Annotated in this window: 11 protein-coding genes and 2 pseudogenes; 5 read left to right on the top strand and 8 right to left on the bottom strand. The window is 59.4% G+C overall.

Annotated elements, in window-relative coordinates; genetic code table 11:
• Nucleotides 1-560 (top strand): annotated as a pseudogene (locus CWO89_RS47205) (tyrosine-type recombinase/integrase); the annotation flags it as partial.
• Between the two features lie 181 nt (nt 561-741).
• On the opposite strand, the gene CWO89_RS49745 reads toward CWO89_RS47205, so the two are convergent.
• The 3 genes and pseudogenes from CWO89_RS49745 to CWO89_RS49740 all read right to left on the bottom strand — a co-directional run.
• Nucleotides 742-858, bottom strand: a complete 117-nt coding sequence (locus CWO89_RS49745) for a hypothetical protein (protein ID WP_502702935.1) — start codon at nt 856-858, stop codon at nt 742-744.
• Complete coding sequence (locus CWO89_RS33695) at nt 840-1,139, bottom strand: type 1 periplasmic-binding domain-containing protein (RefSeq protein ID WP_130582787.1); 300 nt, start codon at nt 1,137-1,139, stop codon at nt 840-842. The genes CWO89_RS49745 and CWO89_RS33695 overlap by 19 nt, the downstream gene beginning before the upstream one ends.
• Nucleotides 1,045-1,536, bottom strand: a pseudogene (locus tag CWO89_RS49740) (ABC transporter substrate binding protein); the annotation flags it as partial. The gene CWO89_RS33695 and the pseudogene CWO89_RS49740, both read right to left, overlap by 95 nt.
• A 1,357-nt stretch (nt 1,537-2,893) precedes the next feature.
• On the opposite strand from CWO89_RS49740, the gene CWO89_RS33685 reads away from it, so the two are divergent.
• Complete coding sequence (locus CWO89_RS33685; RefSeq protein ID WP_130582786.1) at nt 2,894-4,381, top strand: serine hydrolase domain-containing protein; 1,488 nt, start codon at nt 2,894-2,896, stop codon at nt 4,379-4,381.
• Between the two features lie 356 nt (nt 4,382-4,737).
• Nucleotides 4,738-5,805, top strand: coding sequence for an SDR family oxidoreductase (locus tag CWO89_RS33680; RefSeq protein WP_130582785.1), 1,068 nt, complete (start codon nt 4,738-4,740; stop codon nt 5,803-5,805).
• A gap of 187 nt (nt 5,806-5,992) precedes the next feature.
• On the opposite strand, the gene CWO89_RS33675 is transcribed toward CWO89_RS33680, so the two are convergent.
• The 5 genes from CWO89_RS33675 to CWO89_RS33660 form a co-directional block, all read right to left on the bottom strand.
• Nucleotides 5,993-6,328: an alpha/beta fold hydrolase gene (locus CWO89_RS33675; protein ID WP_130582784.1), complete on the bottom strand. Its 336-nt coding sequence runs from the start codon at nt 6,326-6,328 to the stop codon at nt 5,993-5,995.
• A gap of 148 nt (nt 6,329-6,476) precedes the next feature.
• Nucleotides 6,477-6,737, bottom strand: coding sequence for an alpha/beta fold hydrolase (locus tag CWO89_RS49735; RefSeq protein WP_463703156.1), 261 nt, complete (start codon nt 6,735-6,737; stop codon nt 6,477-6,479).
• Nucleotides 6,738-6,978: 241 nt separating this feature from the next.
• Nucleotides 6,979-7,539 (bottom strand): ABC transporter substrate-binding protein, encoded by a 561-nt coding sequence (locus tag CWO89_RS33670; protein ID WP_245476702.1) that lies wholly within the window; start codon nt 7,537-7,539, stop codon nt 6,979-6,981.
• Between the two features lie 374 nt (nt 7,540-7,913).
• On the bottom strand, nt 7,914-8,657 hold the full coding sequence (locus CWO89_RS33665; protein ID WP_130582783.1) for a C13 family peptidase: 744 nt from the start codon (nt 8,655-8,657) through the stop codon (nt 7,914-7,916).
• A gap of 21 nt (nt 8,658-8,678) precedes the next feature.
• The gene (locus tag CWO89_RS33660) at nt 8,679-9,035 is read right to left on the bottom strand and encodes an Mth938-like domain-containing protein (protein WP_130582782.1); all 357 of its coding nucleotides are present in this window, start codon (nt 9,033-9,035) and stop codon (nt 8,679-8,681) included.
• Nucleotides 9,036-9,506: 471 nt separating this feature from the next.
• On the opposite strand from CWO89_RS33660, the gene CWO89_RS33655 reads away from it, so the two are divergent.
• Together CWO89_RS33655 and CWO89_RS33650 are read left to right on the top strand one after the other, a co-directional pair.
• Nucleotides 9,507-9,959, top strand: coding sequence for a (2Fe-2S)-binding protein (locus CWO89_RS33655; RefSeq protein WP_130582781.1), 453 nt, complete (start codon nt 9,507-9,509; stop codon nt 9,957-9,959).
• A gap of 1 nt (nt 9,960) precedes the next feature.
• A partial coding sequence (locus CWO89_RS33650; RefSeq protein ID WP_130582780.1) for a molybdopterin cofactor-binding domain-containing protein occupies nt 9,961-10,924 on the top strand: 964 nt, incomplete at its 3' end.

Below are 10,924 nucleotides of genomic sequence, written 5' to 3'. Positions count from 1 at the left end.
GACAAAGCCGCCGCTGCGACCAAAACACTCTGGTCGATCCGGACAAAACTCCAGCTTGAGGGCCGCACTCGCGACCTTGCCATGTTCAATCTGGCAATCGACAGCAAGCTTCGTGGCTGTGACGTCGTTGCCATCCGGGTCGAGGATGTCGCCGCCAGCGGCTACGCGGCGGATCGCGCAACGGTTCGACAGAAGAAGACCGGACGGCCTGTCAGATTCGAGTTGGGCGAACAGACCCGCCAAGCGGTTGATGATTATCTAAAGGCTGCCAACAAAAGGCCCGGCGAGTTCCTGTTCACAAGCCGTCGTGGTCCTGAGCGCAGCATGACAACTCGGCAATACGCGCGCCTCGTGTCCGATTGGATTGGCAGCATTGGATTGGACCCACATTTGGAACGCATTCGCTCCGACGCACCAAGGCAACCTTGATCTACCGTCGCACTGGCAATCTCAGGGCCGTCCAGCTTCTGCTTGGCCACACCAGGATCGAAAGCACGGTTGGATATCTGGGTATCGAAGTGGACGATGCCTTGGCAATAGCGGAACAAGTTGATGTCTGAAATACCCGGGCAGAACGGACATGCTCTGCCCAGCCTCCAACAGCCGGTTTGGGCCTAGGGATTTCAAAATCGAATCGGCTTGCGATGCGTGCACTAAAAACGATCTCGAACGAATAACTTGCTCTATCGCGATTAAGCGTCTTCGCGTTCTCACACAGCCTGGGCCATAACCGGACCTTTGTCACTCAATTACCGTATCGGCACTCGCGACGAGCGCAGGAGGTACGGAAAGCCCCAGCTGCTTGGCTGTCTTGAGGTTGATGGACAACTCGAATTTGGTTACTTGGTAAAACGGAATGTCGCCGGGCTTTGCTCCCCGGAGAATTGCGTCGATAGTGTGTGTGCGGAGCGCTTATACAATTCGATCAGGTCGAATGAATAGGCCATTAAACCCCCAGCCCCGACGGATTCGGTAAACGAAAAAATCGCCGGAAGCTTCGCGTCGCCGAGCAACTTGGCGATCAAAGCGCCTTTTTGCTCGGTCTCAAGCGACTCGACGACCATGACCGCATCTGCACCGTCGCGAGAGATGCTCTCGATCGCCGCCCGATAGCCTGCTTCGCTGGTACCCATTTCCACTAAAGACACCGCGAGAGGGAGGCCTGCCGTTTCGGCCGCTGCGCGGATTGCGGGGCCTTGGGTTATTCCATTGCAATCGAACAATGAGACAGCCAAGTTTCGACAGCTTCGGAAACATCTCGCGCAACAGTGCGATCCGTTTTCCATAAATGGATGGACCGGCGTCGACGCTAACTCCCGTGAAATTGCCGCCCGGGTGCGCCAGACTGTCGGCGATCCCCGTCTTAACGGGGTCACCAGTTATCGCTACGATGGGAATAGGCGATGTTAGCTTTTTGAAGATGACTGCGCCAGGGCCAACGACGAAGATGACGTCCGGGTTGCTTCGAACGATTTCCGTCGCCAGGGCTTCGGGGCCGGACGTGTTTTGCTCTCGGCCGTAACTTTCGACCTTGAGGTTTGTCCCTCGATATGTCCCAACCGCCGAAGCTCAGCGAATAAGGCTCGCCAACCTGTGCTTTCGCTATGCCCATGCAAGTCCGCTTGGCACTGATGGGCTGAAGATAGCAAGACGTTTCTTATTAGTGCCCTGGCCATGCCACGGCCGCACCGCCAAGAAGACTGATCAAATCGCGCCGTCTCATGCAGCCCTCCAAGGAGGCTCAGGACCACGCTAAATACAGGTTGAAGCATACCACATCGCGGCACGGGAGTCCGGGGAGTTGGAGGCGCAAGATGTCGAGCGCGGCAACCCGCTATTCTGCGTTGCGAAGTCCGGAGGTGCAACGGGGAGGTCTGCTTTGCCCGCGCAAGCAGACATCGTCAGATCAGACGGTCCGGTCCGGTTCGTGAAGAGTCGACATTGAAGCCCGCGCGTTCGAGGAAGAGCTTTGCTTTGAGGACTCACCAGGTCACCCCTGGTGATCTGCGATAGAGTAAGGAGGCTGCCATGTGGGCAGCCTCTTTCTTCCTTGATGCTATTCCCACCCCGCCGCCTGCCCCCGTCATGGGGACTCATCCCAACGCGGAGATGAAACGACAAGGCTTACGCCCATCCCGACCTCACGTGTGGGCTTCCGCCGGTCTTGACAACTGTTGTGCGGCCTCGACGTTCGTGGCGCAGCGCTCGAGCCAGCGAGCCACGAGAAAATTAACCCCCGCGGCAAATCGCCGTCGAGCGGCTGCCAGCATAAGCCTCGCATCCAAGCTCTGATCGGATGGTCTCTTGACGTCGTTGCGGGCGTTCATCTTGCCCTCCTGCCGGTTCGGCGGAGGGAGCGGCCCTGCGCCGAGAGTTACACTCTTGCTGTGCGGATCAGCGCCGCTTCGAGCTGAAAATTCGGACCCCGTGTCATCACGGACATGCACGACCAATCGGCCAGCCGAATAAGCGGCCGGACGCGGGCGGCAGTCTCTGCGATGGGCGTGCGTGCGTTGCGCATTACGGTCCTCAAGAGTGCAGGCAATTTCACCCGCGACGAATGTCATGATCTAAACGTAGAGAAAGCTTAGCGCGTCAAATGTTTTGTGTTCACGAGGTGCGGAATTTGTTGCGTGCCAGCAATTTTCGAACACCGGCGCGGCCGGCTGGGTTCGAAAATTTCTGGTTGTGGTCAATTGGCGGAGGTGGCGTTACTTCGCCATGTCCGGTCTACCCACGGAAGTAGACACCAATCGGAAGGGTCGGCATGTCCGCTGGGTGCCACTTGCGGACATTGGCTGCTCTGCGCAGTCACGCACCGAAGCAGCCTATCCTTCTCCGTGAAATTCGATAGCATTCGTAACCTACGAAGGTCTTTTGATCGGAGGTGGCCATGACCAGAGCCTTGCTTGCCGCGATCGTCGCGATCCTAGGCATCAGCACGGCAGCAGCAGCAGAGGAACCGCTGTCCACCCAAGGTGCTGTCATTGCTCGTGCAAAATCGCTTGAGCTGGACACGCCCTATGTGCCGCCTCCGGGGGATCCGCTGGAGCATCATACGGCGGGATTTGCCAAGGTCATGTGCTCGGCCGTTTTCATCACGGGACTTGATCCCCAGTTTGCGGCCGAAAATGTGGGATATTTCGCGAGCCCCTATGCGGAACGGGCAAAGGTCGGCAAACCGGTGATCGATCGTGCCAACCAAGCGGTTCACGTCACGCTTCCCAATGGAGTTACGCGCACCGCAAAATATCTCGGTTCTCAAGGCTGCGTCACGCTGCCGGTCGGCGAAACGACCGTGAGGTTCAAGCCGGTTGCCGTGAAGAGCGCATTGCCGGACCCGGCCACGCAGCAATGGCCGATGGGCGACGTGCTGGCCGATAAGGCATTGTCGCGGGAGATCGACGCGGCGAAGCTTCAGCAGGCCGTGGACGCAGCCTTCGAGCCGGCCGAGGCGATGACCGCCGCTTTCGCGGTCACGTGGAAAGGCCAGCTTATTGCCGAGCGTTACGGCTCAGGCATAACTACGCATACGCCGCTCGAATCCTGGTCGATGGGCAAGAGCATGATCGCCACGCTCCTTGGGATTCTGGTGAAACAGGGCGACTACGACCTCTCGCAGCCGGCACCGATTCCGGAGTGGCAAACGCCGGATGATCCCCGTGCAAAAATACGGATTGCCGACCTTCTTCACATGTCGAGCGGACTCCGGATCAGAGCGCCGCAGGATCCTGATTACGATCCTTCGGGGCCGTATCCCGACCACGTTTACCTGTACACCGGAGCCATCGACTCCTGTCACTACGCGGCAACGCGCCCATTGCAGTGGCCTCCCAACACGATCGGCCGCTACCACAACACCGATCCGGTGCTGATCAATTATCTGATCCGGCTGGCAGTGGAGAAACGTCGTGAGGACTATCTATCGTTCCCGCAACGTGCGCTGTTCGACAAGATCGGCATCCGTACAATGGTGATCGAAACCGATCCGTTCGGAAACTTTCTCGGACAGGGATACGATTTGGGGTCCGGACGCGACTGGGCGCGTCTTGGAAATTTGTATCTTCACGATGGTGTTTGGAACGGCGAACGGATTCTTCCAGAGGGCTATGTCAAATTCGTAAGCACGCTCGCGCCTGCCTGGAAAGCTGACGGGCGGCCGATCTATGGCGCCTTCTTCTGGATCAATGGTGACGGCATGTTTCCGGTACCGAAAGATGCCTATTACATGGCAGGCGCAGGCGGGCAGACCACGCTCATCATTCCGTCGCACGATCTCGTGGTCGTGCGCATGGGGCACTACAAGGGTGCTGTGCCTGGAATGGTGAGCTTCAGGAAAGCGCTTGCACTCCTGATGCAGGCAGTACCAAACAGCTATTAGCGTGTGCGAAGGCCACTGCCATTCGTGATCTGCTTTGATCCAATGCGAGCGACTTCGGGGAGCGAGCGCGTTTACGAGACAGCTGACGTCAGCGTTGGGTCGATACCCGCCGTCGAGGACGCGCGAGGTAAGTCAGTTGGTCCCCGTAACAGCGGACCTGTGGGGCGTTTCGAGCTTCGTCGCCTTGGGGCTGACTCTGCCGTCAGCCGTTCCACTCGATCACCTGCTCGGCGAGCGCGAAGGGTTGTCCGGGATATTCAGGCCGAGCGCCCCGGTACCCGCAAGGCAACGTCCCAACGCAGGCGACAAGAGCCCAGGACACGGCTACCATCGTCGTCGAAAGGACTCGGACACAAATGGGCGAGCACAAAGAGGCCGTAGTCGTCGGAGCGCTCGGAGTAATCGGACGCTACATCGTCGAGCGGCTGCTCAGGCAGGACGACTGGTCCGTCATCGGTTTGTCGCGCCGTGCGGCCGGCGCCGTGCCCCGCTACCGCCACATCAGTGTCGATCTATTAGACCGTGAGGACGCGACGGCGAAGCTCGCCGGCCTGACGGAAGCCACGCACGTCTTCTATTCCGCATTTCAGCCTGCGGCGGGCGCCGCCGCGGGCTATGCATCGAACATCACTCCCAACCGCGACATGCTAGTGAACGCCGTGACCGCGATCGACAACGCATCGTCCGCGTTGCGCCGCGTGGTGCTGGTGACCGGCACGAAATATTATGGCTCACACCTCGGGCCATTCAAAACACCGGCACGAGAGGGTGACCCGCGCCACATGGGTCCCAACTACTATTTCGAGCAGATCGACTGGCTCGCCGCTTTCCAACGCGGCAAGCGCTGGGACTGGGTGGAGCTGCGGCCGCAGACCTTATGCGGCTTTGCGCCGGGCACGCCGATGAGTCTGGCGCCGGCGATCGCGGTCTACGCCGCGATCAGCAAGGAGCTTGGATTGCCGCTGCGTTTTCCGGGAAAGCCTGGCGCCTATACGTCGATCTACCAGGTTACTGAATCCGCGCACTTCGCCAATGCGGCGCTTTGGGCGGCGAGCGCGCCTCATTGCGGGCTCGAAGCTTTCAACATCACCAACGGCGACTATTTTCGCTGGAAGAACCTGTGGCCGAAGCTCGCGGCCGCTTTCGATATTCCAGCCGGCGACGTGCAGACCATAAGCCTTACCGCACACATGATAGACAACGCACCACTCTGGCGCGTCATGACAGAGAAATATGGGCTTAAGCCCCATGCCTACGATGAGCTCGTCGCCTGGCCCTTTGCCGATTACGTGTTCAGTTGCGACTGGGACGTGATGTCCGACATCACTAAATCGCGTCTCTTCGGCTTCCACGATTTAGTCGACAGCGAAGAGATGTTCGTGCGGCTCATGCGCGAGTTCCGCGCGCAGCGGATCGTTCCCTGAGGCGCATTGGCGCCGCGAAAACGATCACCTGCATGACGTCAGTTTCAGGGTCAAACTGTGAAGAACTCATCCTGAGCAAATTTCTTCCAGGTTACCCCTGAAAGCGGACACAGCGCGACACAGTCGGCATGTCTCAAGAGGGCGGCCACAAGCTGAAGTACTTGGCAGCCCGTGTCGCCGTTGACTGTTACTGCCTCCAATACCGGTTCAGAAATCGATCGAGTATGGCCGCTACCCCCTGCGGATCGTCTCGCGCCACCAGGTGACCTGTCTGCAGATGTTCAATCTCGCCGTGCGGAACGTAGACGCGAAATTGCTCTACCTCTGCGGTACGCACTACGCCAATATCGCCCGCGATCAGTAGGGTTGGGATCGTCAACCGACAAGCTGCCCGTTTCCAGCGATCGATGTCTTTGTAAACATCCTTGATCAATCCGCCGCCGCGAACATATCTCGGATCGATCGAAGTCATCAACGCATGACCTGTTTTTGCCGCTGCCTGAATGCGCCGCCGCTCGAACATGACTCGTTCCAAGGCAGGTACTATTGGACGTCCAACATCGCCAATCCATCGATGGCTGTACCTTCACCCGCAGCGACCATAGCCAGTGCGCCCCCGATCGAACCTCCCACGACAACCAATGGCCTCGCTGACATCTGGCCAATCCAGGTCAACAAGTCATCGGTGAATCCTTGAATCCATAACGCTCGCTTCGCCCGCTGTCGCCGTGACCGCGATGATCGGCTGCAACAAACCTCCACCGGCTCTTTGTGTCCGGCGGGAAGTGGTCGACGACCGGATGCCATACGGATCGCGTTTCGGCACCTGCTGGTAGTAGCAGCAGCGTCGAATTTTCGTTCACATTCCAGACATCGGCAATCAGTTTAGTGCCATCCCTGGCAGCGACTGACCACAGAGTAGGCGCTTCCATCACGACCTCAGAACAGCCAGCCTGTTAGGGGCATCGTACCTCCGCAGAGGGAATGTCTCTTGTGGGTCATGAGCGCCGTTTTGGCGGCCAAGCCGTCACTTCCGGTCTACCCCTGAGCAGCAGACGTTGTGACCGGTTGTCGGCAGGTCTCTGAAGGGCTACAGGCGGAGTCATGCAGTGCAGCAAGTGGCTTTGCGGCGAACCCTACTTGTTCAGCCACACGTCCTCATAACGATAGCCGTTATAAGAGCTGTTCACCATGATGGTGACGCCGTTGACATAGGGCTGCCAGCAGGTGCCCTGTCGACTGTGGAAGATGATCGGACGGGCGACGTCCTCCTGCAACTTCTTGTCGATCTCCCAGACCAGCTTCTTGCGCTTCTGGACGTCCGTTTCCTGCCAGCTTCTTCGCCGCTTCGCGGTTGGCGTTGATGTCGGGGCGATAGCCCGGAATCTGCTCCAGCATCTCCTTCGGCATCGCCCACAGCCCGTCCGGCGCGGGCAGCATGGTGCCGCCGATATCGCCCTGGCCTTCGAACAGGATCGAGATGAAGGCCTTGCGGTCGAGCGCGAGCGCCAGCGCGCGGCGGATGTCCGGATTATCGAACGGCCGATTCGAGGAGTTGACGATGATGTTGGTCGAGACGTTGGTCGGCGCAACGACACAGACCGCGTTTGGTGCCTGGGTCTTGACGTCCTTCAAAAGCGGGATCTTCACCTCGGTCGGGTAGGTCATGTCGAACTTGCCGGCGATGAAAGCGAGGATCGCGGTCGAGCGGTTCGGAATGATGGTGAATTCGATGCCATCGAGATACGGCAGGCCCTTCTTCCAGTAATTCTCGTTGCGCGTCAGCTTGCAAGATAGAGAAGCTCAAGGAGGAGGTCGTCCGGCTCAACGCGATCGATGCGGAGATGATGAAGAGTGAGGACAAGCAGATCTCGCTGACCGATCCTGACGCGCGCTCGATGGCGACAAGTGGCAAGGACACCGGGATCGTTGGCTATAACGTGCAGATTGCAGTTGATACGCAGCATCATCTCATCGTGGCTCACGAGGTGAGGCCTGGGCCATTGGCGGACATGCGGCGCGTTTCGGTCATTAGATCATACGGACGAGAGAGTCATACGGACGAGGTTTCCGGCAGCCCGGTGTCGGCTGCGAAGGCGGCCGGTCGCTCAAGGACGCGCAATGAGCAACGGCTGGACGTTTTCGCCGCCTGCCATGAGGGGATTCGACGGCTCGAAGTGCTCGCGCAGTTCTCGCCTTTTGACGAGCGAGCGCGCCACAACAAAGGCGTCCTTCAGGCGTTTCGCTTGCCGGACTGCGACATTGAAAAAGGCGTTGCCGAAATAGGTCCACTTGGCTTTGTCCCGGCAGCCGAACGATGGATGGTCGGCATCGGCCGCGCTGATGACCAACGTATCGGGGTTCGCGAGACGAGGGATAAAGACCCCGGAATAGCAGGCCGAGATGACCACCACCTTGTATCGCATACCGGTCCGCGCCAGCATGCCGGCGAGATTGGACGGCGTGAGCGTTTGCGTAAGCCGCCCCGCTTTGACTGCAAGCCCGTCGGGGGAGCCGTGCGAGGTGAGAATCAAGAACAGAACATCGTTCTCGGCGTCCATTCCATTGGCCGCCGCCTGCAAGGACCTAGCCAGGCCTTCAATCGTTGCACCTCCCCCTTTCTTCCAATTGTATTGCACGTTGACCGGGCCGCTCCCGAAACGGCCCGCTACGACCCGTGCTGCACCGATTGCCTCGTTTCTAAACACGCCCTGATCGCCGAAAAGGCCGCAGGACACGACGCTTACCCTGCGAGCATCCTCAACGGCGCGCGCCGGCGAAAACGACGGCGCAATGGTCAAAACAAAGGCGATGAGCGGCGCGCCGAACCGGCCGATCCAACGTGGATGCACAGCTTCACCAGGCCATTTCGTTCAACAGGTCACGTGAAAGAGCCCGATCCTCCTGGCGTGCGAGCGGTTGAACATCCGGATCGCCTCGGGTGTCGGCCTCAACAGCACCTCGCAGCCCTTCCTTTCGAAATAGGCTTCGGCTTCCGGTGACAGGTGCACGTTGCCCACCTGACCGGAACCAATGACGACCTGGTCGCACCCTTTCTCGAAGAGAAACTTTGCCTCGTCTTTTGAAAGCACGTGCGAGGTACCATAGAGCTTCTTTGATAGCTTCTTTTTCCGCTTCACAACTTCGCCGGAAAGACGAACGACCACGTCGTGTTGATACGTCGTTCCGTCAATCGTAATCGCGCCAAATGTGGTGCTATCAATCTTCATCGTGACCTCCTGATTAGACTCCAGCTCCAAATATGCAGCAGTGAGGCGCCTCGACGTCGGCATCATCTCCCTCAAGAGCGTTCCAATAGAGCACGTCGATCTTTATAGCCGCATACAGCGCTTCGAAAAAATCTCGTCTCGTAAGGGCTACAGCGTAAGGGCCCTTGACCAAAAGCACGCCGTTCGAGCAGGCAGCCCTCGCTAAAATACGAAGGCAAACAGGGCGTTGTGAATCCTATTCGGCCGCGCTTTGTGCTAGGCTTCCAGTCGTCCATACCTTGAACCAAGCGAAATTAAAACAGGAGGATGGGCCTGACACAGACAATCAATCAGATCCTACGGTGCAGTCTGCGGTTTCTCAGCGAGGTCAGTTATGCCTGAGACCGTGCAAGGGATCTCCTAGGAAAGATTTTCTTGCTCACCTCGAAGACACGCTCATGACGGCTCCTGTAGGAAGAGGGAGAGACGATCATGATCAAGGTGAAGATTAATGGCCAGGAACAGAATTGGGATGGTGATCCCGATCTTCCGCTACTCTGGTTTATCCGTGATGAAGTGGGACTCACCGGCACCAAGTTCGGCTGCGGCCAGGCGCTGTGCGGCTCATGCACCGTCATCGTCGACAAGCAGGCGGTGCGCGCCTGCATCACCTCCGTGTCCGACGTCGGCGGCCGCGAGGTCACCACCATCGAGGGCCTGCATCCGGCCGGCGATCACCCGGTGCAGAAGGCCTGGCGGCAGCTCAACGTGCCGCAATGCGGCTTTTGCCAGACCGGCCAGATCATGCAGGCGGCGGCGTTGTTGATGGATAATCCCAAGCCGTCGCACGACCAGATCCGCGAAGCCCTGTCCGGCAACATCTGCCGCTGCGGCTGCTACCAGCGGATCGAAAACGCGGTCCATCTCGCCTCGACGGGGGTGTGACATGAATATCCTCACCAATCCCAGCAAGCTTCGCGGCTTCGAGAAGCACATCAAGGTCGAGAACGTTTCGCGGCGCAGCATCCTCAAGGGCCTCGGCCTCGCCGGCGGCTTCGTGCTCGCCGCACCCGTGATGACGCGTACGGCCTTTGCATATGAGATCGGCGCCAGCCTGATGCCGCACGGTACTGTGGTCGATCCGCGCGTCTTCGTCTCGATCGCGTCGGATGGAATGGTCACCATCGTTGCGCACCGCTCCGAGATGGGAACCGGCGTGCGCACCAGCCTGCCCCTGATCGTCGCCGAAGAACTGGAGGCCGACTGGAAGCGCGTTCGCGTCCAGCAGGCGCATGGCGACGAGGTCAAGTTCGGCAACCAGGATACCGACGGCTCGCGCAGCACGCGGCATCATCTGATCCCGATGCGCCAGATCGGCGCCTCGGCCCGCACCATGCTGGAGCAGGCCGCGGCGAAGCGCTGGGGTGTGCCGGCAGCCGAGGTGAAGGCCGTCAATCACGAAGTCGTCCACAGCGCGAGCGGACGCAAGCTCGGCTTTGGCGAATTGGCCGCCGATGCGGCCAAGGAGTCGGTGCCGAGCGTTGAAGGCCTGAAGCTCAAGGATCCCAAGGACTTTCGTTACCTGGGCAAGGGCGAGATCAGCATCGTCGATCTTCACGACATCACGACGGGCAGGGCCGAATACGGCGCCGACGTGCGGTTGCCCCGCATGAAATATGCCGTGATCGCCCGCCCGCCGGTGACTGGCGGCAAGGTGGCGTCGTTCGACGGCGCGGAGGCGACGAAGGTTTCCGGCGTCGAGAAGGTGATGGAAGTCAAGGGCTGGCCATGGCCCTCGAAATTCCAGCCGCTCGGCGGGATCGCCGTGATTGCCCGCAACACCGGCGCGGCGATCAAGGGCCGCGACGCGCTGAAGGTCACCTGGGAGGACGGCGCCAACGCCAAATATG

The organism is Bradyrhizobium sp. Leo170, from assembly GCF_004296405.1.
GTDB lineage: Bacteria > Pseudomonadota > Alphaproteobacteria > Rhizobiales > Xanthobacteraceae > Bradyrhizobium.
The sequence above is the reverse complement of the archived record's forward strand: the minus strand, read 5'-3'. Positions and strand labels throughout refer to the sequence as shown.

What these genes read in the sequence shown, in the direction of transcription:
- CWO89_RS33685 (WP_130582786.1), top strand. Translation starts at nt 2,894, where the DNA reads ATGACCAGAGCCTTGCTTGCCGCGATCGTCGCGATCCTAGGCATCAGC.
- CWO89_RS33680 (WP_130582785.1), top strand. Translation starts at nt 4,738, where the DNA reads ATGGGCGAGCACAAAGAGGCCGTAGTCGTCGGAGCGCTCGGAGTAATC.
- CWO89_RS33675 (WP_130582784.1), bottom strand. Translation starts at nt 6,328, where the DNA reads ATGTTCGAGCGGCGGCGCATTCAGGCAGCGGCAAAAACAGGTCATGCG.
- CWO89_RS49735 (WP_463703156.1), bottom strand. Translation starts at nt 6,737, where the DNA reads ATGGAAGCGCCTACTCTGTGGTCAGTCGCTGCCAGGGATGGCACTAAA.
- CWO89_RS33660 (WP_130582782.1), bottom strand. Translation starts at nt 9,035, where the DNA reads ATGAAGATTGATAGCACCACATTTGGCGCGATTACGATTGACGGAACG.
- CWO89_RS33655 (WP_130582781.1), top strand. Translation starts at nt 9,507, where the DNA reads ATGATCAAGGTGAAGATTAATGGCCAGGAACAGAATTGGGATGGTGAT.